We start from the raw sequence: 23,489 nt of genomic DNA, 5'->3' as shown, positions 1-23,489 counted from the left end.
ATGCGCGGGGCGCCTGACCATCGCTTGGTTGCGTCACCATCGCACCATGGCGATATGGGTCAGGCAGTTATGACGCGGCGGGGTTAAGCCATACGCTGATGATCGTCGCAGGGCAAAGGTCACGCGGTGCTTTTCGGATTCATCCCGTTACTGGCCCGCTGGGCAACTTCTAGTCTTCCTGTCCTGCTTTCCATCTCCCCCGGAGCGACGAGGATGACCACGCCACACAACCCGCACGCGGTACAGGAAAAGAGTGCCGGTTGGCCCTGGCATGTCTTTTCACCTGGCCGCGACCACCCTGCAGGCGAGAGGTCACCGGCAGGCTTGCCGGCGGCTCCGTGGTTGAGGGTGGATTCGAAGCGCGTGAACGCGCTGGGCATGAAAATAACGCCGACCGGCGTGGCGGGGCTGCTGTTGGCGTGCGCGTCTGTAGCGGCTTGCCAGCACGCGACGGGCCAGCCGCTCAACAAGAAGGCGCACAGTAGCCAGCACGCCGATGCGCCGCCCGTGTCCCCTGTCGATGCCGGCTCGTCTGCGTCGGCATGGATCGCCGCGCCGAACGACGGAGCGCTGCGCCCGGCTGCGTCCGCGCCTATGAAAAACATGCGCGCGGGCGGTCTGGTTGACATAACTACGGCGCGAAGCGCCTCGCCGGATCCCGCCGACACGATGGGCTTACCTATCGCTGCCGGAGCAATGAGCGACGAATCGGAGTTCGGGCTATTGATAGACGACACGGCTGCGTCGACACGTTATGTCGACACGCCTGCCGGTGCATCGGCGCCCACGGCGGTGAGCCCCCTGCCTACCCAGAAACCTGACGTGCCGCGGGCGCCCTCCATGACGCCTGCCCCGGCGCAAGAGGGGATGCCCTGGCGTTCGTGGGAAACACTTGGCCCAGCGGCGCTGGTGGTGATGGTGGCGGGCCTGCTGACCTTTGCCGGATACCGTCGCGCTCAAAGGGACAAAGCCAAACCCACGCAAGGCCGTGTTGCGCGGATTGGGTGGGACGGATGGCAGTACGCCTCGCCCTCGCCCAACGCTTCGCCATTCTTCGGCGTAGACCCGCCAGAACTTTCTCGCGGATGGCCGATTGGCAACGTACAGGTGGAGAGCTGGACCGAGGCCGGCCATGGCTCGCTTTTGATGAAGCCGACCACGGATAGCCGCTATGGGCTGACCAAACCCCTTCGCCCGGCGAAGGTCGATTTATCCATGGACGATGACACCTTTCTCCATTGGGTGTCCGGAACGCAAACCGCGCCGCCAGCCCAGCCGGCGCATGAAGCGCGCGAAGCGAACGAACCGCCGCAGGCATGGGCAACGCTGTTGCTAGCGCAAGCGCAGGCGCATGAGCAAGCGCTGCGTGCGGAGGCGATGCGACGCGAGACGATGGAACGTGAGCATCAGCAGCGCGAGGCGCAGCGCATTGAGGCCTTGCAGCGCGAAGCGATGGAACGGGAGGCGGCGCAGCGCGAGCTGGCGCGTCAGGAAGCCGAGCGCCTGGAGATTGAGCGTCGAAAGGCGCGGGAACGTGAAGCGCTGGAGCGCGAAGCCTTGCGCATGGAGGCGCAACGGCGAGACTCCATGGCAGCGGAGGTGCTACAGCGCGATGCCATAAGCGAGGCCAAGAAGCAGCTGACCCTGGGCTACCCGTGGAAGGCACTGGACGCGCTGGCGCCCGCACTGGATGCCTCGCTCGCATCGGGCGAGGCATGGACCGTGGCGGGCTGGTGCTGGTGGCGCGTGGCACGCGACAACGGCCCGAATGCCGAGGATGCCGTGACACGCGCCATCCAGGCGTTTCACCGTGCGATGGTGGCCGACCCGGACGCCGAGCCGATGCTGGGTGGCGCCCTGGTTCGCTGCCATCTGTTTATGGCGGACCGGCGGCAGGGAGAGGCGCGCGCCGAAAGCCTGGATGCGGCGCTGCGCCTGATGGGCAGCTCGAACTCGGCGCGCCAAGGCGATGCGCGATCTGCGCTGGAGCACGCCCGCACGCTATACGAACGCGCCATGCTGGCCGCGACCGACGAGCAGGCGTCGCTGCTTGAGCGGGCGCAACAGCGGCTGGCTGGCCTGCCCATGGCGAATATGGACGCCGACGCGCGCTGGCTGATGATGACGATATGGCAAGCCCAGGCCCGTAGCCTGCAGGGCCGGGCGGCGGATGCGCTGCTCACCCGCGCCGTGGAGGTGCTGAATCAGGTGCCGGAGCATGCGCCGCAGGATATGCGCGACCAATGGCTCGCCCGTCAGATCGACATTGAGCTGTCGCGACTGCAGCACCTGAAAGGCGCCGCGTGTGTGATGCGCCTGCGCCAGTTGCGCGACATGTATGCGCCGAAGCTGGCAGAAGCGCGATCCATCCTGCCGCTGCTATCGTGGATCCAGATACTGCGCGAGTGGTCGGGCATGCTGAGCGACCGCCCCGCCCGCGAAAAGCTGGCGGAGGCCGAACCGCTATTCGAGCGCATGGCGTCGCTTTCCCCCGATGACATTGGTTCTGTGCAATTTGCGCGGGCGTATTACCTGCGTCTGCGCTCCAGCCACGAAATGATCGGCGAGGCACTGGAAACGCTGGGCCAGGCGGACGCTTTGTTGGTGGGCGCGCAATCCCCCGTGCTTTTCGCCGAAACCGTGGCGCTAGAGCGAGCCGAGATCGCCCTGGCGCGTGCTCCACTGCTGGACCCACGTGAACGCAAGACGGCGCTGGAGCAGGCCATTCGCTTCTCCGACGGGTCGGCATCGATGGACGACGGCAACCTGGCCCGCGCCCTGACCTGCGGCATCAACGCACGTCTGGCGCTGCTGGAAACCGCCACGCCATCGGCCGGTGAGTTGCAGTCGCTGGTTGCCCTGGCACGGCGGTTGCTCAAGGCAATGCCGTACGACGCCCAGGCCCTGCGCCTGTCGGCCCGCTGCGAGTTTGTTGCGGGCAACGTGGCCGTTGCAAGCCAGCTTTGCGAAGCAGCGTGGGACGCGGGCTGCCACGACGCGGACCTTTTGCGGCTATGGCACGCGTCGCTCGCCAACCAGCCGACGGTGATGACCACGGCGGCCCATGAACCCCAGTGGAAACGCCTGAACCAGTGCATGCGTCTGTCGCAGAGCACCGGCCACACCGCCCGATAGATCCCCCTCTACCCCTTTACAGGAGACAACCCCAATGAACGCTGCCGAAGTGTCACACCGCATGTGGAACACGCGTTATGGCGTGATGAATGCCGTTACCGCCGATAACCTTGCCGTACGCTCGCTCAACCTGCTGGGCGAATGGATGGAGCAGGAACTGGACCTGCTCAGCACCTTCGTCGAGGAAGGCCAGACCGTGGTGGAGTTTGGTGCGGATTACGGCGCCCATACACTCTGGCTTTCACGCGCCGTTGGCGTGCAGGGTGAAGTGCATACCGCCGAGCCCCGCCGGCTGGACTTCCAGCAGCTGTGCGCCAACCTGGCCATCAACGGCCTGACCAACGTGCACACCTTGCCGGTGTGGCTGGGTCGTCACGCCAGCGTGACGCAGCTGTCGGACCTGTTGCCGAGCATGGGCAGCGCCGCCAACGAACGCGTGCGCGTGACCAACATCGACAGCCTGGGCCTGGAGGCGCTGCACCTGTTGAAGGTGAACCAGCCGGGCACGCTGGAAAGCGTACTTGGCGGTGCCGAGGAAACCGTGCGCAAGCATCGCCCGGTGATCTACCTGCGCCTGGGCACGGCCGAGCAGTCCATTGCCGAGGTGAAAGCCATCAAGGAACTCGGCTACCGCTGCTGGTCCCACCTGCCCTACCTGTTCAACAAGGACAACTACGCCGACCAGAGCGACAATTTCTTCCCGGGTCGCGTATCGCAGAACGTCATTGCGGCGCCGATCGAAGGACGGTTGTCGTTCGACCATCTGCACGAAATCTGATCTGAAAAAGGCCCCCGACAGGGGGCTTTTTTCAGGCCAAAAGGGATGGTCAGGCCAAAAGCAAACGAAAAGCAAACGACGCAAAGGGACGAGGGTAATTAAGTCCGCCACCCAGTCGCCTGAATCCCAGGACGCTCAATGTCCATGCATCCGACGTCGGCGCGCGCTTTGGCAGCACCGTCGCTCAGCCGATCTCCTGGGCAAGTCCGATGAGCAGCCCTTCTGGCCCTCGGATGTAACAGAGCAGATACGCGTTTTTGTAACGCACTACTTCGCCTACGAGCTGCGCGCCGCACTTACGGAGCTTCTCGAGCGTCTCGGTCATGTCGTCCACGGTAAACATGGCACGCAGATAGCCCAAGGCATTCACCGGGGCGCTCCGGTGATCCGCGACCGTGGGCGATGCCTTTCTTGCCATAGCCATGAGCCGGCACAGCGGAGTGCTGCTTATCGCGCATGGCTGCGCGCAGGCATCAACGACGACGTGCTGCTTCCCATTCGTGAGCACCTTCGCCGAGAGCGCGCACTCGGCAGCCCCAGGTTCATTGCCATGACCGAGAATGCGCTGGGCCGCCCAGCAACCCTGCGCCGAACGGGACGTCCAGGCAGCACTTAGGCCGGCGACGCTACGTCACGACTCAATCAATCTCTGAAAAAACACGAGCCGCGTGGACGGCTCCTATCAAGACTCTTTAGGAACGGACTTAACTACCTCCGTCCCCGGTTTCCTTAAAAAAAAGCAACGCACCATGCGGGGCGTTGCTCACGTTGCAGCATCAGTGTTGGAGGACTACTGATAGAGCATGGTGAAGGTCATCGAGGTGTTGGCTGATCCCGGAGTAATATTGCCCGTCCGGTAATAGCGCGCCTTGAACGGAATGATGTAACTGCCGCCGTTAGTCGTGTCATAGCCACTGAATGTCTTATACGTAGCGAGCGGCATGACGGCGCCATTGCCATCCAGCAACTGCACGCCCACTCCGGTCGCGCTGGATGAGCTATCCAGGGTCACCACCGATTGTGCGCTGTTAGCCACAGTCGTCGCCGCGTCGATACGGTACTGAATGGCGGGCAGGACCGTAGTGATGCCACCGATCCCTGTTCCAAGGCCTGCCGGGCAGTTGTTCATACTAATATGGAAGTTGACTGCCACCGTGGTGGATCCCATCGAACCCATTTCAGTTGCAGCATGGCTACCCAAGGGCACAATCACATCGGGCGTGGTGCATGCCAGGGTGGTGATTGCGGTGGACGTCACAGAAACCGACATCATGGGGTTGCCGCTATTGATGACGCCGTTGTAATAGCTCGCTCCACGCACTATTTCCCCAGCCGTTGTCACTCCAGGAGATACAGGGCCGGTAGTCACAAGCTTGACCTGGACGTTACCTCCCAGATTGTTATTTGAACTGCTGTTAAAAGCTGCGCAACCCTCTCCTGTCCATCCTGCAGGAGGAGGGGTACGTCCAGCGTCCATGGCGCCTCCCGTAGGGCTCAAATTGCCCGGTCCGTACCAGCCCCCGCCTCCCGCAGTGCAGGCTGCGGTGTTCATGGTAAATAGCCCCACCGCCATGCCCACACCAGGCACGCCGGTGTCGTAAAGCGTATAGGTCCTACCTGCTTCGGCATATGTCTTTCCGCTATTGGTCAAGCCTACGCCTTGGTATGCATTGCCTGAGGCGCCTGATGAGGAACCACAGCCAAAATACAAGGTCGTTTTGCCGAAGTCATACCATTGGGTAAGCGGCGTACCCGCGGGTGTATCACGTGGCACAGCAATCGTAGCCGGCAGCGTCAACGTATAGGCCTGGCCGCCACCACTGGAGCACCACGCTGCCCATGAGCCTTGTGAGAAAAACATGAGCAGCAGTGCCGCAAGGATAAAACGTGTCAAGCGTGATGACTTTGAGTTGAATAACTTCATATCAGTACTCTCGTTGCGCTCTTTGGCTGAAGCGCCTGAGTTCAAATTCAGTAATTAACGACACACCGCATCGGCGGACTGGAGGCTCGACGCCTGCCCCTTCGCACGTGCCGGCAATTGGTATTGGACCTTGCACTGTTCGTGGACGCTGTCGCCCCAGCGCACCAGCAAGGTGCCGCCATCTTCCGCGCCGCGCACAAACATCTGCCCACCCTGGCCCACGGTGCCTACACTGTTGCCGCTGGCATCGAGCACTTCCGCACCAAACGGCAGCGCATCACCATTTGGTTGCTTGGCGCGGATCAGGGCAGCGCGGCCACTGACGGTGTTGAACTTCAACGGCACCACGGCACCGGCGCGCGGCGCGGTCTGCACACGCGTGGTTTGCAGCTCCACGTCCATCGACGTGCTGGTGGGATCCAGCGTCACGTCGTTCATGCGATACGGCATGAGGCTGGTAGCCACCGCATAGCCACGGCTGTCGATCTTGGTCTGGCCACTGCTGGAGACGCGCGCACCCTTGGCATCCGGTGCCTCGATGATGGCGATGGGGCTGGTGAGGTCGATCTGCGGGGCCAGCGTGACGCCACCGCCATGCACGACCAGGCCACCCGACGCACCCACCGAGCCCTGCTGGTAGTGGTTGGAGTAGGAGTAGCCACCGTTGAGGTTGCCGTAGGCCGCCTGCCAACCCATGTTGCCGCTGGCCGTGGTGGAGCTGTTGCCCTGGCCGGTGTAGTTGACGTTGCCGTTGTAGGTGTACTGGCTGCGATCGCCGAAGGTGCCGTTGATGCCGACGCGATCGTTGTTGCCCATGGTGTCGTCGTGCTGCAACGAGGTCGACAACATGGGCGCATGCTTGCTGGACGGACCACCCAGCGGGATGGAGACGTTCAGGCCGAATTGGTTGTCGTAGCGACTGCCGTTGAACATCGGGCTGGACGAGTACGTGCGACTGGCGGTAATGCCGAAGTTCACCCTGCGGTAGGTGTTGGTGTAGCCGAGCTGATAGGTGGTGGCATCGGGCATCCCATTCCAGTAGGTGTTGCGGGCACCGTTGAAGTAGAGCTGCCCGCCCCGGCCACCAAAGTCCTGGTTGAGGGTAACCTGCAGGCGCTGCTTGGAGCGCAGCACAGGGGGTACGGCCCAGTTGCTGGTGTCGCGCAGGCTGATAAGTTGATCCTGCGTCTGCACGGCGTCCGTCAGTGACAGGAAGTTGCCGTTGGAGTAGCGGTAAGAGGCCACCGCCAGGGTGGTACCCGATGTCGGGATTGCCTTGGAGTATGACAGGCGGGTGCTGTAGCCGGAAAGCGAGCTGTCCGCTCCCTTCAAGGTAGTGTGCGAATTGGTGACATCCAGCGCGAACGCGCCGACAGGCGTGTTGATGGCGGCACCACCCAGGTACGAGTGGTACAGGTTACGGTAGGTGGACTGCACGCCCGCGTACAGCGTCAACCAGTTGTTGATGCCGCGCTGGTAGGTACCCTCCACGAAGTAGGGCATGCCATTTTGCAGCGAGGTGTCGCGCACCTGGCCGTCGGTGATAGCCCAACGACTAACACCGGGACGCAACAGCATGGGCACGGCGGAGTACGGCACCGTGAAGGTGTGCGTGGTGCCATCGGCTTCGAACACGGTGACCTTGAGGTCGCCGCCGTAACCGGTGGAATACAGATCACTGATGGTGAACGGGCCCGGTGCCACGGTGGTTTCGTAAAGCAGGTTACCGTTCTGGCGAACCTCCACACGCGCCTGCGTATTGGCCACGCCACGCACCACTGGCGCGAAGCCCTGCTCCGAATCGGGCAGCATGCGGTCATCGCTGTAGATGGTAAGACCGCGGAAGGGAGTCGTGTCGAACACGATGCCCTGGGTGTAGCTGTCACCGATGGTGAGCTGTGCCTTCCACGGGGTAATGTCGTGAGTGGCCGTGGTATTGAAGTTATGCCAGGTGGTGCGACCGGTGTTTTGGTCCCACTGCGCGGTTTCCACGCTACGGACTCGCCAGCCGGCAACGTTCAGACCCAGGTTGAGGCCCAGGTAAGCGTTGATGTCGTTGTACTTGTAGCCCCCGTTATTGGAGGGGGTGTAGCTGCCGATCTGTACCGGCACGTAGGTGCCGTTGTTGGCCAGCATGTAGTTACCGTTGGCGCTGGGCGTGAAGCCGCCATTACCTGTCGGCACGTAGTACGCGTTGTTCTGCACTTGCGTCAGACTGCCGTCGGTACCGACAGCCGTACCGCCGCTGTTACGCGGGCCGCTGTAGCTCTGGTTGATGGAGTATGCGTTGAAGTTGTAGCCCAGCAAGAAGGCGGTTTCGCCCTGCTCCCACAGTTCGGGGCTAACGTAGCCGCGCGCGCGCTTGAGCAGCGATTCCTGAGGGATGGAGACATCCAAACGCAGCTCACCCATGTCCATCTTGGCGGTAGCCGCGGGGCTCACGTCACTGATGGCGATGCAGACGTTCTGTGCATTGACCGTGCTGGGGTCAAGCTTGCTGACATCCACGCCCATCTGCGCCATTTCGGCGTAGGTGAAGCAGGGCTGTGCGTTCTTCATGCCGTCGACGGCACGAAACGTCATGTTCTGGCGTGCAATACGGCCTTCGTTGACGAAGATGTCAACGTTGTAATTGCCCGGCAGCACGGTGACGCCTTGCTCGAAGCGGGACACGTCCACTGACGACTGACCGGTGCCGGTAAAGGCATTGCTGAATTCCACCGCGCCAGGATCCGCCGCCGGCTCCGGCGCAGCGGCGGCCGGTGCCGGTGCCGCCGGCACCGCCCACGCTGACGTCGAACCAAGCGCCGTCATGATGAACAAGGGGAGACAACGGTTGCGCAGGGCGTGGTTCGTCCTGTTGCCGTATTCGCTCGAACTGTAGCGTTGCGTGAACATGTGAATTTCCGTTCGTCTGTCGAGGACTCTGATCACGTCCGAGTGCCTAGAGCCAAATCCGGGCATAGCCCTCCCCAGCGCGCCGCCGAATTGGCGTCATCGAAACGTGAACCTGGGGACCCTTATGAAGTCCGGACGAGTGTTCCTAGCCGGTATGCGGATGATCCGGCGACGCCTTACCGCACGACATAAGACGCATCTGAAACGCCGGAGGTGTTCTCTCAGAGAGCTCTCGACCATTGGCGGCGAATGGCGAGAGCGACTAGAGCACCCTCGCCTGTCGAACCGCCTCGCCGATATCAACGGCTATAGCTGACCTCGTGCTCGTTAAAGCCACCGAAGTCGTTGATGACCGTAACGATCATCTTGTTGCTTGCATCAGCACTGCCGGTGACCGGTGCCGTGATTTTGCCCTTGGCCGGACACATGCCGCCCTTGCTGACCGACTGTTCCGGCTTGGAACCCTTGAAGATGATGTCGCTGAAGGAAACGTTGTACGGCGTGTTGTTGGTGCATTCCGCCGAGTAGCCCTTGCCTTCCTGCACGATGCGCCAGCTGAGCTGATCAATGGCGCCATCGGCCGTGCCCTGCAAGTCCTTGGGACGGTAGAACAGCTTCATGCGGGAGCGCACAGCGAGCTGCATGTAGTTGTCCGCCTGATCGGTGCCGGCTTTCGGCTTGGGCGGAATTTCGAGAATGTTGAGCCAGAAAACCGTTTCACGGTCCTGCGGTAGGTCTGCGCCGGTGTACATGATGCGCAGGGTCTGGCCCTTGCCTGGATCGACACGCGCCATGGGCGGCGTAATCATGAAAGGGGCCTTGCTGGATTCCGGGCGCTCACTGGCGTTGCCGTCGTCCACCCATGCCTGGATGAGGCGTGTTTCCTTACCGTCATTGACCATGCTCAAAGAGACTTCGCGCTGATCGGCGGGATACACCACGCGCGTGCCGTTGATGGTGATGCCGGCATACGCGGAGCCAAGGCCCGCCAGGGCCAGGGACATTGCAAAGATTGCGCGGCTGACGACTTTCATGGGATTACTCTCTGATTCTGGAGTAGTTCAGTACTTACTTTCTTAGGTTGACAAGGCCGGTTTCCCGGCCTTGTCGCTGACTGCCCAGCGAGAGCGATCAGTTGTACTGCATGGAGTAGGTCAGATACGTGGTGACCGCACCGGCCGTTGCTGCGCCGCCCTTGGCCAGGTACTGGCCAACGTAGTTCAGGGTGGCGGTGTTGCCGGCGATGGTCGCAGCCGGCTGGTTGCTGGCGGCGATCACGGTGGCGCCGTTGGTGACAGCGGCGTTGATGCCCAGGTTGATCGGCTGGTTGTTGGCCGGGTTGACCATGCGGACCTGCACGTTGGTCGCGCCGCCGGAAGCCTGGTTCTTCAGGGCGCCCGTGGAGGAGTCCAGAGCCGGCGTGGCGGTGGTTTCGATCCACAGAGCGGCCGTCTTGCCGTTGGTGCAGTTGGTGCCACCGCCAAGGATCAGCGAGAAGGCGGTGTCGCCCGCGGTCTTGCCATCAGCAGCCAGCGCCGAGGTGCTGACGGTCGGCAGGGTCACGGTGATGTTGCCGGTGCCAGTGGCCGCGCCGCCGCCGGTGATGGTGCAGGTGGTGTCGGTGATCTGGCCGTTGAAGGTGATGGTGCCGTCAGCAGCAGAAGCCTGCATGGCAACGAGGCCAAACGCAGCAGCCAGAGCGGCAGAGAAGAGAGTCTTCTTCATGAGTGTATCCTTGGGTTTAAAAAAGTCTTCTTTCCAGGGATCGGCTGGAACGTTGGGTAGGGTTAGCCTCACGATCCTGATGACCCAAGCAAAGACATGCATGGGGTAAGGCCTACTCGCCGGCGGGAGCAAGCTCCCTTGCCAGCGTGCATATGTTCCAGATCACCTCACACGAAGAACATCGGAGGCCTCTCAAAAGAAGACCTGCCCTTTTTTGAACAGCCAGATGCGCCACGCCATTTCCTTCACCGGGCAGCGAGAACGCTCTGAAACTGAAAAAACGTCTTGAAACCGTGGATTTTCTGACGAACAAGCATGCGGTCGCTGAGGCACCAGACTTAAGATCGAGTGGACGCCTTATCGCCGCACGGACGCGAAAGCGGTGCCGCCAATGTCGTTCACTAATGGCGGCATCTGGCAAACACCTACGTGCGACTCAGCCAGCGTAAGGTCACCCATGGCTCGGCGACGTTTGCATAGCGAAATTCCAACCATTTGGATGGCTAGTCTGCCCTGCTGCCCATGCTTCTTTTTCGACATGGCGTATCGAGCAGGCGTTCGACATCAACCACTAATGCGCACAACGACGGCGCAGGCGGATGCATCATGTGCGGAAGGTATTGGCGTCGGTTTCGTTGAAGATCGTCCACGTGAACTGGCGCTTCGGAACGCATGGCGGGCTGGGCGCTCTTTCATCGTGTTGTGCGGGTTAGAAAGCTGCGAGCCCGCCGTGCTTGCGCAGAGTCAGTCAACGTGGTGACCTGGCAAGCGCCGCGTGTCCGCGCTTGTGTCGGCACGAATGCACCACCTATCGGAATCCGGGTTACGGCGCGGATACTCGCGAGGCGCGTCGCCCGGCCAAAGCCATCGACCAAATCCGGACGACACCGTGTACTACAAGCGCCTGTCGCTTGGCCTGCATGCACCGACAACCCATGCATCCGATCAAGGATGGGATAGGGAGCACCCGCTCTACTGGGCAGATGTAGCTCTTGAGGTTCTGAAGGATGCTTTACACAGCCTGTGCAACGGGTAGCTCAGCGGTGGATGCCGAGGCGTAGCTGAGAGGCACATGACACATGTGCTCCTACCATCACCGGGTAAGGCCAACTCTAAATGTTGACGCCCACTTGGGCCGGCTTGTGTGCACTCAAACCCGCGAATTCCCCATCTCATGCACGTTGCGTGCAGTGAACCAGGGGCTTATTTCATGCACGTTCCCGGAGGCAAAAACAAAAAGGGAGACCCTCTCGGATCTCCCTTTCTATCCCGCTCGATCAACGGGTTACGAATTGGTGGGCGGTACAAGGATCGAACTTGTGACCCCTACCATGTCAAGGTAGTGCTCTACCGCTGAGCTAACCGCCCGGTTCTCGCAGGCATGCCGTGCGAGCCGCGCAGTATACGTGCTCCGGCGGCCGGGGACAACTACCCCGGCCCGGGCCCTGCTCAGCTGGCCTGTTCGCGCAGTTTATGGATCTGGTCGCGCAGGCGGGCCGCCTCCTCGAATTCCAGGTTTTCGGCGTGTTTGTACATCTGCGCCTCGAGCTTCTTGATCATGGCGGAGGCCTGGTCGGCGCTCAGGGCGGCGTAGTCGGCACCCTTCTCCGCCACGGCGCTGGCCTGGCGCTCGCCACGGCGACCGCGGCCACGGCCCGGGGTTTCGCTGCGTGCGCCCTCCATGATGTCGGCGATGCGTCGCACGACCGATTGAGGCGTGATGCCGTGCGCCTCGTTGTACGCCTGCTGCTTCTCGCGGCGGCGGGCGGTCTCGTCCATCGCCGCCTGCATGGAACGGGTGATGTTGTCGGCGTACAGGATGGCTTTGCCGCGCACGTTGCGCGCGGCGCGGCCAATGGTCTGAATCAGCGAGCCGGTGGAACGCAGGAAGCCTTCCTTGTCGGCATCCAGGATGGCCACCAGCGAGACCTCAGGCATGTCCAGGCCCTCACGCAGCAGGTTGATGCCCACCAGCACGTCGAACTCGCCCAGGCGCAGGTCGCGGATGATTTCCACGCGCTCCACGGTCTCGATGTCGGAGTGCAGGTAGCGCACCTTGATGCCGTGCTCGCCGAGGTATTCGGTGAGGTTCTCGGCCATGCGCTTGGTGAGCGTGGTGACGAGCACGCGGTCGCCCATGGCGACGCGCTTGTGCACTTCGCCCAGCAGGTCGTCCACCTGCGTGCGCACCGGGCGCACTTCCACTTCCGGATCGATCAGGCCGGTGGGACGCACCACCAGCTCGACGATCTGGTCGCCGGATTTCTGCAATTCGTAATCACGCGGCGTGGCGGAAACGTAGATGGAACGCGGCGCGCGCGCCTCCCACTCCTCGAAGCGCAGCGGACGGTTGTCCATGGCCGAGGGCAGGCGGAAGCCGAATTCCACCAGCGTTTCCTTGCGCGAGCGGTCGCCCTTGTACATGGCGCCGAGCTGCGGAATGGTGACGTGCGATTCGTCGATGACCAGCAGCGCGTCCGCCGGCAGGTAATCGAACAGCGTCGGCGGCGGCTCACCCGCGCCGCGCCGCGTGAGGTGGCGCGAGTAGTTCTCGATGCCCTGGCAGTAACCGACCTCGGCCATCATTTCCAGGTCGAAGCGCGTGCGCTGGTCGAGGCGCTGCGCTTCCACCAGCTTGTTGTCCTTGTAGAGCTGCTCCAGGCGTTCCTTCAGCTCGACCTTGATGGTTTCGATGGCGTTGAGCACGCTCTCACGCGTACTGGCGTAGTGCGTGCGCGGATAGATGGTGTAGCGCGGCACCTTGCGGATGGTTTCGCCGGTGAGCGGGTCGAATAGCGCCATGCTTTCGATGTCGCCATCGAACAGTTCGATGCGCAGCGCTTCGCTTTCCGATTCCGCCGGAAACACGTCGATGATCTCGCCGCGCACGCGGTAGGTACCGCGACGCAATTCCATTTCATTGCGCGTGTACTGCAGCTCGGTCAGCTGACGGATCAGCTGGCGCTGGTCGATGTGCTCGCCCTTGGCGAGGATCAGACGAAGCGACAGGTAATCTTCGGGATCGCCCAGGCCGTAGATGGCCGACACGGTGGCAACGATCAACGAGTCCTTACGCGACAGCAGCGCCTTGGTGGCCGCCAGTCGCATCTGCTCGATGTGATCGTTGATGGAGGCGTCTTTCTCGATATAGGTATCGGACGCCGCCACGTAGGCTTCGGGCTGGTAGTAGTCGTAGTAGCTGACGAAGTACTCCACCGCGTTGTGCGGGAAGAACTCCTTGAACTCGCCGTACAGCTGCGCCGCCAGCGTCTTGTTGGGCGCCAGCACGATGGTCGGGCGCTGCACCTTCTCGATCACGTTGGCGATGGTGAAGGTCTTGCCCGAGCCGGTGACGCCCAGCAGCGTCTGCGCGGCCAGGCCGGACTGGAAGCCCTCGCTGAGCACGCGGATGGCCTCGGGCTGGTCGCCGGAGGGTTTGTAGGGGGAAACGAGTTCGAAGCGGTCGGTCATGGCGTTCTACATGCGGTCGCGTGCCGGCATTTTAAATCGCCCTGCTGACAGGGCCTGTCAGCAGGTTACGACATATCCCCCGGGCCCGGGCCGACTGAAGGGTGGCGTCGCCATCACTAGGCTGAATAGCCCCAGCAACGCAGGAGCCCGTGGATGGAAGCCATCCGGAATCCGCACCTGAGTCAAAGCCAGGCGGGATTTACCCTGGTCGAGAGCGTCATGGCGCTGGTCATCGTCGCCGTGCTCCTTTGCACCGCCATCCCGGCCATGGGCGGCATGCTGGCCCGCCACCGGCTTGTCACCGCCCAGATCGAGCTGGTCGCCGCGCTTCAGCACGCACGCGGCGCGGCGATCATCGGCCGCCGCCGCATGCTGTTCTGCCCATCGGCGAACGGCGCGCAATGCACCGATGACACGCATTGGGAGAACGGATGGGCGATTGGACGCTATCGCAGCACCAACGCGGATCAGCTCGAAGGGGCGCCATCGCAGGTCCATGGCGGTTATCGCCAGCTGATCATCACCAGCACGGCGGGGCGCAAACGCATCCGTTTCCAGCCTGATGGCACCACCGGCGGCAGCAACGTCACCTTCGTCCTGTGCCGGCCTGAACATGCAGAAGGCGCCTTGGCGGTCACGGTGTCCAACATGGGGCGCGTCGCCGGCAAGGTGCCAGGTGACGATGAGGCCAGTCGATGCGCGGCGGGGGGTTAGAGCGGCTTTTGTTTTCGTGGTGGCACGTTTCGTGACGGCACACTGCTCCCCTCACCGTCATCCCTGCGAAAGCAGGAAGCGCCTTTCAACAACCGAATGGCTGGTCATCCAGTGCCCTTGAAGCGCCTGGCGAGAACAAAAGTCGCTGGATCCCTGCTTTCGCAGGGATGACGACGGGGCAAGATAGGTGCGCATCAGGAAACATGCAGACACGAGAGCGAGGCCAACCTAGAGACAAGCTTTCACGGCCTCGCGATACCCGCGCAGTGCCAGTATCTGAAGGCGCTCATACAACGCCACATCTGCCCCCATGGCCCTGCTGCGGATAACGAGCAGCTCCTCGACATGCGTGGTTGCATTGCCTGCGACCACCTGAAGCGCCATCGGGGTTTCCACGATACGGGCGGACGACGAGATCGCCGCCCACCGCGACTGAACGCAGGCTGCGTACACCGAATCGAGCTTGGCCGTGCGTCCCTGGAAGGTTGGCTTGTTGTGGGTGATGTCGCCCGTGCTTGCGCATCCAGCGAGCAGCAGCACCCCGATGAGCATGAACCTGCCGGGCTTCATGGACTCCCCTGCAACGATCAAGCGAGCCTGTACCTGCCGTAGGCACCCGAAAGCACCGGCGCCCGGAGATCTTGAGCAGCCCAGGGTGTATTCGATGTCTACGCTGAGCAACCCTGCCCTGTTTCAGGTTCTTGTCGCCGCAGTGCATAAAAAAAAACCCGCCGGAAAGGCGGGGTTTTCTTGAATATGGCGCCCGAAGTTGGACTCGAACCAACGACCCCCTGATTAACAGTCAAGTGCTCTAACCGGCTGAGCTATTCGGGCGGGGTGAGCTGGATAGTTTGAATATCCAGCTCCGGCCTGTCAAGACGTTTTAGCGATTTGAGACGAGGTTCAGGCCGCCTTGCCCGTCAGCACCTGGTAGCAGGGCACATAGGCCGTGCCGCCCGGCAGCTTCATGCGGTCCTGGGCCACGAAGGCCTTCAGCAGCTCGTCCAGCGAGGCCATGATGTCGGCGTCGCCGTCGATCTGGAACGGGCCTTGCTTCTCGATGGCGCGCAGGCCCTCTTCCTTCACGTTGCCGGCGACGATGCCGGAGAACGCGCGGCGCAGGTCGGCCGCCAGCTCGTGGCGCGGGCGGTCGCGATGGATCGCCAGGCCGCGCATGGCCTCGTGCGTGGGGCGGAACGGCAACTGGAACGCATACGGGATGTTGAGCGCCCAGTTGAAGAAAAACGCGTCCTTGTTGTCCAGGCGGTAGTTGCGCACCTTGTCGATGCCGCGAACCATCGCGCGGGCCACGGCAGCCGGGTCGTCCACGATGATCTGGTAATGCTGGGTCACGCTCTCGCCCAGCGTCAGGCGCAGGAAGCGGTCGATCTGCTCGAAGTAGGCCGCGGACTGCTTGGGACCGGTGAAGATCAGCGGGAACGGCACGCCAGCGTTCTCCGGGTTCAGCAGGATGCCGAGCATGTAGAGGATTTCCTCGGCCGTGCCCACGCCGCCCGGGAACACGATGATGCCGTGGCCCATGCGCACGAAGGCTTCGAGGCGCTTCTCGATGTCCGGCATGATCACCAGGTGGTTCACGATCGGGTTCGGCGACTCGGCCGCGATGATGCCGGGCTCGGTGATGCCGATGTAGCGGTTGTTGCGGTGGCGCTGCTTGGCGTGAGCGATGGTGGCGCCCTTCATGGGGCCCTTCATGGCGCCCGGGCCACAGCCCGTGCAGATGTCCATGCCGCGCAGGCCGAGCTGGTAGCCCACCTGCTTGGTGTATTCGTACTCGTCGCGCGAGATCGAATGGCCGCCCCAGCACACCACCAGGTTCGGGTCGATCTGGGCCTTGAGGATGCGGGCGTTGCGCAGGATCTCGAACACGGCATGGGTCAGGCCCACGCTGTCGTCCAGGTCGAAGTTGCCCTGCTCCATCTGCGTCGACACGTAGACGATGTCGCGCACCACGGCCACCAGCAACTCGTTGATGCCGCGGATGATCTGGCCATCCACGAAGGCCTGGGCCGGCGCATGGGTCAGCTCGATCTTGATGCCGCGGTCCTGCTGCAGCACCTGGATGTCGAAGTCGGGGAACTGCTCCAGGATGGAGCGCGGGTCATCGCTCATGTTGCCGGAGGTGAGCACCGCCAGCGCGCAGCGGCGCAGCAAGGCGTGCAGGCCCGAACCGCTGGCGTCGCGCAGGCGCGCCACTTCGTTGCGGGACAGGATATCCAGGCCACCGGCGGGCGAAATGCGCGCGCTCACGGTGCCGGGGCGGCCGGACTTGCCGGCTTGCATGTCATTCATTCAACCATTCTCCTCGCCGCGCCCTCGCGGCTCGTTCGTCCGGGCAAAAACGCGGCGGACCGCGTAGCTTCCCGCGCCGGGCATGACAGGGTCAAGCGTTGGGGGCTGTTTCAAGGCCGGCCCTGACGGGGCGGTTCATTGCCCGTCATTCCGGCGCAGGCCGGAATCCAGTAGCGGCCGGGCCCGGTTTTCGCGCAGAGCGGGGGCTTGTCACCAAGACCCGGCACCGAGGCCACTGGATTCCGGCCTACGCCGGAATGACGAGCAAGAAAAAGCCGGCGCCCCGAGGGGCGCCGGCCAGTCTTCAAGCCCTTCGCAAGCTTATGCGCTTAGAAGGTGTACTTCAGCGTCAACAGGACCGACCAGCGCTGGGCGAGGTCGTCGTTGTTGTTGATGTAGGTCGGCACCGGGAGCGGCTGGTAGCCACTGCCCTGGTTGTACGTGGTGCACGAGGCCTTGCCGCCGCAGTCGATGTTGTAGATGTACTTGCCCGTCTTGGGGTTGATGCCGGCGTAATCGGCCAGCGCACGGCCACCCGGGAAGTTCACGCGCTTCTCGATACCCCAGTGCTTGTTCAGCAGGTTCGTGAAGTTGTAGACGTCGAGGCGGACGACACCCTTGTTGCCCTTGAAGAGGCCCGGGATTTCCTGGCTGAAGCTCAGGTCGATCTGGTTGATCCAGCCGGCGCGGTCGCCATTGCGCTTGGCCACCTGGCCCTGGTGATCCTTCAGGTAGTCGTTCTTCTGGATGTAATCCCAGAACTGCTGGACCAGCTTCGGATCGGTGCCCGGACGGAACTCGACTTCACCCGGACGCGGGATGTAGACCAGGTCGTTGTTGTAGCCGTCGCCATTGGCGTCGTTGCCGAACGTCCAGCTGTACGGGGACGCGGAGTGACCGTCGTAGAACACGCTCGCGCTGGTGGTGTAGTCACCCCAGAAGCGATGCTGCCAGTTCAACGAGGCGATCACGCGACGCGGCACCGAGTAGTTCGACGTGCTGGCGACGTTCTCGTTGGAGTTGTAGACGTAGTTGTTGCTGTAGTTCGAGTTGGCGACCGAGGACGTGCCCGGGTTCACCTCGGTCGAACGGCTCCAGGTGAAGCCAACCATGCCCGACCAGTCTTCCGAGAACGGCTTCTTCAGCGACAGGGCGATGCTGTCGGCGCTGCCCTTGTCGGTGTTGGCCAGGTTGATCATCTGGCCCGAGAACTTCGAGTTGGCGTTCGCGCGCGGAATCGGCTTGGTGGTGGCCGGGTCGCCCTGCAGCTTGTAGTAGGAGTTGCGGCCGTCGGGCATCACGAAGGTCGGGGCGCCCAGGTTCACGTTCTGGAACCAGATGGCGTCGCGCTGCGCGATGTGTTCCCAGTCAGCCGTGGCGATCAGTCCGTACCAGGGCAGCTCGCGGTCCACGCCCAGGCTGATCTTCCACGCGGTCGGGATGTTCCAGTCCTTGGAGATGGTGTTGACCGTCATCACGCCCGCATTGGCCGGACCATTGTTCTGATGGTTCGGATCCGGACTGAAGGCCGGCAGGTTGGTGTTGCACGGCGGCGACTGGGTCGGACCGCAGTTGTACTGCGTCTGCGTCATGCCCGAGTTGGAGAAGATGTTGCCCAGCCACACGCCCGGCTGGTTGGTCACGAACAGGCCGGCGCCACCACGCAGCTGCGTCATGCGCTCGGTGTTGAACGTGTAGTTGAACGACATGCGCGGCTGGACGATGCGATGGCCGTTGATGGTGTTCTGGTTGGACTGGCCGTATGCAGCGGCGTAAGTCGGGTTGTACAGCGGCTTGTCGCTCATCAGCGGCACATCAACGCGCACGCCGTACTGCAGCGACAGGTTGTTGGTGACCTGCCAGGTGTCCTGCAGGAAGATGCCCCACTGGTTGAGGTTGTACTTGGCGGCAACGTCGTCCAGCGTGCGGTTGTCGGCCGGGCGGTTGTAGCGGTACTGGTAGTACTGGCCGTTGGCGAAGTTGATCAGGCCCGTGGTGCCCTTGCCGCCCGGGACTTCCTCGAACACATAGCTGCCGAAGTAGTTCTGCAGGAACAGGTTGTAGTTCTTGTCTTTCTCGTAGTCGAAGCCACCCTTCAGGGTGTGGTCGCCGAGATACAGGGTGCCTGCCCAGGCAGCGTTGAAGGTCTTCACCTTCAGCACGTTGGCCTGGCTGGAGTATTCCGTGCCGAACTCAATCGCCGGGCCGCCGTAGGCCACCGGGTAGACGGTGATGTCAGGCATGGCCACGCCGTTGTACGGACCGCGCTTCTGGTCGAAGTTGGCGTAGGACACGGTGGTGTCGGTGGAGAAGATGTCCGACCAGTCGTCGTAGAAGTGCAGCGCGTAGCTCTTGTTGTCGACGTTGGTCTTGTACCAGCCGCTGGACAGCACCAGCTTGGTCTGGCTGCCGGTGATGATCGGCTTGTTTTCCTTGGTCTCGCTATAGGTGAAGCTCGCGCGATGGTTGTCGGCGATGTTCCAGTCGATCTTGGCGAGGTAGCGCTTGTCGGTCAGGTTGGAGTTGCCGCCGCCCACCGAACCGATGTCGTTCAGGCCGTACTTGGCGGCGATGTCGCGCACCTGCTGCACCTGCTGGCTGGTCAGGCCCTTGATCGGCGTGGCGGCGCCGGAATCCTGCGGGCCGTAGGGGCTGCCCGAACCGACCTGCTGGCTCTTTTCCATCGAAGCGAAGAAGAACAGCTTGTCCTTGATGATCGGGCCGCCGACGGTGGCGCCGCCCGTCCACTGGCGCTTGAAGCCGGCGTAATCCTTGTCCTGCTCGTTCTGACCGATCATGTCGGTGTTCTGGAACGCGTAGTAGACCGAGCCGTGGAAATCGTTGGTACCGCTCTTGGTCACGGCGTTGACGTTGGCGCCCAGGCCACGACGGTTGGCCACGTCGTAGTTCGCCGTCGAGATGTTGTATTCCTCGATGGTGTCCTGCGAGATCGGCGTGCCGAGGGTCGGCAGGCCGTTCGCGTTCAGGCCGAACGGGTCGTTCGCGCTGACCGAGTCGACGGTGATGTTGTTGTAGCGGCTGTTCTGGCCGACCGCCGAGATTTCGCCACGGGCGCGATCGGTGATGACCACGCGGGGATCCATGCGCACGATGTTCTGGATCGAGCGGCCCGGCGTCGGGGCGGCGTCGAGTTCACGGCGCGAGATATTGGTGCTGATGCCCTTGTTCTCGGGCGTGAAGGTCTGCGACAGCGAGTTGGCCGACACGGTCACGCCGGTCAGGTTCTGCGCGTTGGCCGTGGCGGCCGACACGCCCATGGTCAGGTTGACCGCGGTGTCCTGGGCCAGCTGCAGGTAGACGTTGTCCTGCTCGGTCTGGGTGCCGTCCTTGTTGACCTTCACATCGAACGGACCGCCCACGCGCAGGCCCTGTGCCGAGTAACGGCCGGCCGCGTCGGTGGTGGTGGTCTTGGTGGTGCCCGACGGCTCATGGACGATCTGGACGGTGGCGCCGGCCACCGGCTGGCCGCTGCCGTCGACGATGCGACCGCTGATCGAGGAGGAGGTGTCCTGGGCGAAGACCGGAGCGGTGGCGAGCAGCGTCGCAATGGCTACCGGCAGCAACTTTGTGCGCAAGGAATGGTTCATCGAGATTCAACCCCTAAAGAGATTCGCAAGAAAGGCATGGGACCAGACCAGAGGAGTCCCATGCCCCTCCGCCACCGTCTTAAGTGACTGATTCCCTAATAAAATTCAGATGCGCCCGGGGTGCCCGGCGAAGTCTGCCGACCGGGGCTCATCACGACGAATGTATCCGCAGTATATTACAATTTCGTAACTTTTTGACGAATAACTCACATTTCTTACGGTGATTTCCTACGTCTACGCAAGCCCGTCGTCAGCCTGGCCGCTGGCGAGGACACAAAAAAAACCGGCGCCTTACGGCGCCGGTTTCGGGTAGAGCAACAACTTGTCGGTAAGGCTTAGAAGAACGAGATACCGAAGGTGACCATGTAGGTGCGCTCTTCCAGCAGCGAGTAGTACGGCGCGGAAGCGTACAAGGTGGAACCGTTGGTCGGATCCTTGTACACGCCACCCGGGTTGCTGGCCAGGAACGCGCCAATATTGTTGGCGTTGGTCAGCGCGCGGCGGTCACCCAGGTTGAACACGTTGAGCTTGATGTACGGGCTGCGCAGCCAGGTGGCGAAGTCGTCGAACTTCACGCCGGCATTGAGGTTGAACACCGTGTAGCCGCCGATCTGCTCGGTGTTCATCCAGTCGCCCCACACTGGACCGCGGTACTTGGCATCCACGCTGGCCCAGAACGGACCATGGTCGTAGCCCAGGCGCAGGAAGCCGGAGTTCTTCGGGGTGTTGAGGAAGGTCTTGCCTTCGGTCGGGAACACGCCATCGCCGAACGTATTCACGTTGCCGTCGAGAATTGCCTTCTGATACGAGTAGTTGCCGTACAGCGTCCAGTCTTCGAGGAACTTGTAGCTGGCTTCTGCCGTCACGCCGCGCATGTGCATCTTCGGCAGTTTCAGGTACACCGTCTGGCCGGTGGTGTTGTCGTAACCCGAGATCTGCTTGTTGACCAGGTGCGACACGTACGCATCGAGGTTGGCCGAGAACTGGTCGGCGTAGAAGCGCCAGCCCAGATCGATCGTGGTGGCCTGCTCCGGCTTGTTGCCGTAGGTGCCGGCGGCAGCGTTGGCAACGTTCTTCGGGTTGTCGGCCACGGCCACGTTCTGCAGCAGCGCGCCGTTGATCGGAGCGCGGTAGGTGCGGCCAGCACCGATGTAGAACTGGTTCTGATCGTTCAACTGATACTTGATGCCAGCCGTCGGGCTGATCTTGTGGTAGGTCGCACTACCTTCGCCGCCGTACTGGGCGTACCTCGGATTGGCGCTCTGGCTGCCCCAGTTTTCGAAATCGTAGCCCTCACGCGATTCCCAGAAGTAGGCCGCACCCGCCGTGATGGTCCACTTGTCGTTCGGCGTCCAGGTGTTGGTGGCGAAGAACTTCTTGATTTCCGAGGTCGTGTACTCGCGGTACAGACGCTGCACCACGCCGTTGGAGTACTTGATGTAATCCGTGGTGGCCCAGAAATCAGCCGGCTCACCGCCGACGGCCGGAGTGAAGAACTCATTCTGCTGCTGGCGCGCACGCTCGTACCAGAAGCCGTACTCCAGGCTGTCGTCCATGCCGAAGTCCTGGTTCAACTTGGCGATGACACCCGGGCGATAGGTATAGGTGGCATTGAACGAGTAGACCGCCGCCGTGCCACCGATCTTGCCGTCGCCGTTGAGATCCTGGTTGGCGTAGCCGATGGTGTTCTGCGTCAGCGGCGATTCGGTGAACTTGTAACCGCCGCCGCCACCGCCGTTGCCGTACCAGAAGTACGGAACGACCGACAGGCGCAGGCTGTCGGTGAGCTTGAATTCACCGTCCATGCTGGCCAGCCAGCTGGTGAACGGATTGGTGTGGAGCTTCCAGTAGTTGGTGTCGGTGGGGCTGTAGTTCTCGTCGTAGCTCTGGAAATAGCCGCCCGTACGCAGCGCCGACTTGGTCAGGCTGTTGTAGCTGTAGTTGCGCTCGCGGTTGTACTGGAACGAGGCCGAGACATAGTTGTTGTCGTCGATCGTCCACAGCGCCTTGCCGTCGACCTTGGTGACGTTCATGTCGCCCGGGCCGCGCCACTGGTTGGCGGTGTTGTTGGAATACGACAGCCACGCGCGCACGGGGCCGAGGTCGCCGGTGTTGAGGCGCAGGTAGGTACGACGGTAGTCGTGGTTGCCCAGGCTCTGGCTGAAGTCCACACCGGCCTTGTGCGACGGGTCGATGGTGACCCAGGAAATGGCACCGCCGGCCGCGCCCGAGATCGGCGTGTCGACGTCCGGATAACCCTGCAGCACGGTGATGTCACCCATGTTTTCGGTGTCGCCGTACTCGGTCGAGTAGACCTTGTAGTTGCCGCTGTCGTTGATCGGCGCGCCGTTGACGGTGGTGCCGATTTCGTCGCTGGTGAAACCGCGGATCTGGTAGTTGCCATTGGCCAGGCCGCTGACGTCATCCGTCGAGGCGTTCACGCCCGGGATGCTGTCGATCATCTGCACGAAGGTGCCGCCCGGCGCCGCCTTGACGATGGCGTCGCGCGAAATGGTCGAAACCGCCTTCGGCGCCGTCTGCACCGACATCAGGCCGCCACCCAGCGACAGGCTCTGTGCCTGCACCGTCACGGTGTCCAGCTGCTGCGCGCGCTTGGTGTCGTTGGAGGTGGTGGTGTTGGAGGTGCTCGATACGCTGCTGCGCTGCTGGCTGGTCGCGTCCTTGTTGTTGGTCGACGGTGCCGCCAGGGTATTGGCGTCCTGCGCGAAGGCAGCGCCAGCAGTCATGCAGAGCATGGCGGCAATCGCCATGGAGAGGTGGTTTCGCTTCATTGTCGTCATTCCAGAATTGACAAAAGGGGGGTCGGCTGTCTTCCCGGAGGCCGCCGGCGTTGGCCAGAAAACGTGCAGGTCGTTAAGGCAGAAAAATCTCTCGAGATACCGAAAGATATTGCGCAAGTATT

At 62.5% G+C, this 23,489-nt stretch carries 13 protein-coding genes and 2 tRNA genes; 3 read left to right on the top strand and 12 right to left on the bottom strand.

Annotated features, from left to right (window positions below; genetic code table 11):
* Positions 1-363: 363 nt before the first annotated feature.
* Both HY57_RS08315 and HY57_RS08310 read left to right on the top strand, forming a co-directional pair.
* The gene (locus HY57_RS08315; protein ID WP_144240795.1) at positions 364-3,135 is read left to right on the top strand and encodes a hypothetical protein; all 2,772 of its coding nucleotides are present in this window, start codon (positions 364-366) and stop codon (positions 3,133-3,135) included.
* Between the two features lie 34 nt (positions 3,136-3,169).
* Complete coding sequence (locus HY57_RS08310) at positions 3,170-3,913, top strand: FkbM family methyltransferase (protein WP_019467372.1); 744 nt, start codon at positions 3,170-3,172, stop codon at positions 3,911-3,913.
* Positions 3,914-4,097: 184 nt separating this feature from the next.
* Here the strand turns inward: HY57_RS08310 and HY57_RS08305 are convergent, their stop codons facing one another.
* The 7 genes from HY57_RS08305 to uvrB form a co-directional block, all read right to left on the bottom strand.
* Positions 4,098-4,283, bottom strand: coding sequence for a hypothetical protein (locus tag HY57_RS08305; RefSeq protein ID WP_200873910.1), 186 nt, complete (start codon positions 4,281-4,283; stop codon positions 4,098-4,100).
* A gap of 420 nt (positions 4,284-4,703) precedes the next feature.
* Complete coding sequence (locus tag HY57_RS22105; protein WP_235186634.1) at positions 4,704-5,837, bottom strand: fimbrial protein; 1,134 nt, start codon at positions 5,835-5,837, stop codon at positions 4,704-4,706.
* A 54-nt stretch (positions 5,838-5,891) separates the two neighbouring features.
* Positions 5,892-8,735, bottom strand: coding sequence for a fimbria/pilus outer membrane usher protein (locus HY57_RS08295; protein WP_019467369.1), 2,844 nt, complete (start codon positions 8,733-8,735; stop codon positions 5,892-5,894).
* Between the two features lie 299 nt (positions 8,736-9,034).
* A complete protein-coding gene (locus HY57_RS08285; protein WP_019467368.1) occupies positions 9,035-9,739 on the bottom strand; it encodes a fimbrial biogenesis chaperone in 705 nt (234 codons plus the stop codon).
* Positions 9,740-9,866: 127 nt separating this feature from the next.
* Complete coding sequence (locus HY57_RS08280; RefSeq protein ID WP_019467367.1) at positions 9,867-10,460, bottom strand: fimbrial protein; 594 nt, start codon at positions 10,458-10,460, stop codon at positions 9,867-9,869.
* A gap of 1,293 nt (positions 10,461-11,753) precedes the next feature.
* Positions 11,754-11,828: transfer RNA gene (locus HY57_RS08275), tRNA-Val, on the bottom strand.
* 81 nt (positions 11,829-11,909) lie between these two features.
* Complete coding sequence (uvrB, locus tag HY57_RS08270; RefSeq protein WP_019467366.1) at positions 11,910-13,931, bottom strand: excinuclease ABC subunit UvrB; 2,022 nt, start codon at positions 13,929-13,931, stop codon at positions 11,910-11,912.
* Between the two features lie 153 nt (positions 13,932-14,084).
* Between uvrB and HY57_RS08265 the strand changes: the two genes are divergently transcribed.
* Positions 14,085-14,645 (top strand): GspH/FimT family pseudopilin, encoded by a 561-nt coding sequence (locus HY57_RS08265; RefSeq protein WP_019467365.1) that lies wholly within the window; start codon positions 14,085-14,087, stop codon positions 14,643-14,645.
* Between the two features lie 228 nt (positions 14,646-14,873).
* Here the strand turns inward: HY57_RS08265 and HY57_RS20805 are convergent, their stop codons facing one another.
* The 5 genes from HY57_RS20805 to HY57_RS08240 form a co-directional block, all read right to left on the bottom strand.
* Positions 14,874-15,215 carry a hypothetical protein gene (locus tag HY57_RS20805; RefSeq protein WP_144240794.1) on the bottom strand — a complete coding sequence of 114 codons (342 nt, stop codon included), beginning with the start codon at positions 15,213-15,215 and terminating at the stop codon, positions 14,874-14,876.
* A gap of 187 nt (positions 15,216-15,402) precedes the next feature.
* Positions 15,403-15,479: transfer RNA gene (locus HY57_RS08255), tRNA-Asn, on the bottom strand.
* Positions 15,480-15,548: 69 nt separating this feature from the next.
* Positions 15,549-16,958, bottom strand: a complete 1,410-nt coding sequence (ppnN, locus tag HY57_RS08250; RefSeq protein ID WP_019467363.1) for a nucleotide 5'-monophosphate nucleosidase PpnN — start codon at positions 16,956-16,958, stop codon at positions 15,549-15,551.
* Positions 16,959-17,287: 329 nt separating this feature from the next.
* On the bottom strand, positions 17,288-20,566 hold the full coding sequence (locus HY57_RS08245) for a TonB-dependent receptor (RefSeq protein WP_019467362.1): 3,279 nt from the start codon (positions 20,564-20,566) through the stop codon (positions 17,288-17,290).
* A gap of 335 nt (positions 20,567-20,901) precedes the next feature.
* The gene (locus tag HY57_RS08240) at positions 20,902-23,358 is read right to left on the bottom strand and encodes a TonB-dependent receptor (RefSeq protein WP_019467361.1); all 2,457 of its coding nucleotides are present in this window, start codon (positions 23,356-23,358) and stop codon (positions 20,902-20,904) included.
* Between the last annotated feature and the right edge of the window lie 131 nt (positions 23,359-23,489).

The sequence above is a fragment of the Dyella japonica A8 genome (assembly GCF_000725385.1).
GTDB lineage: Bacteria > Pseudomonadota > Gammaproteobacteria > Xanthomonadales > Rhodanobacteraceae > Dyella > Dyella japonica_C.
The sequence above is the reverse complement of the archived record's forward strand: the minus strand, read 5'-3'. Positions and strand labels throughout refer to the sequence as shown.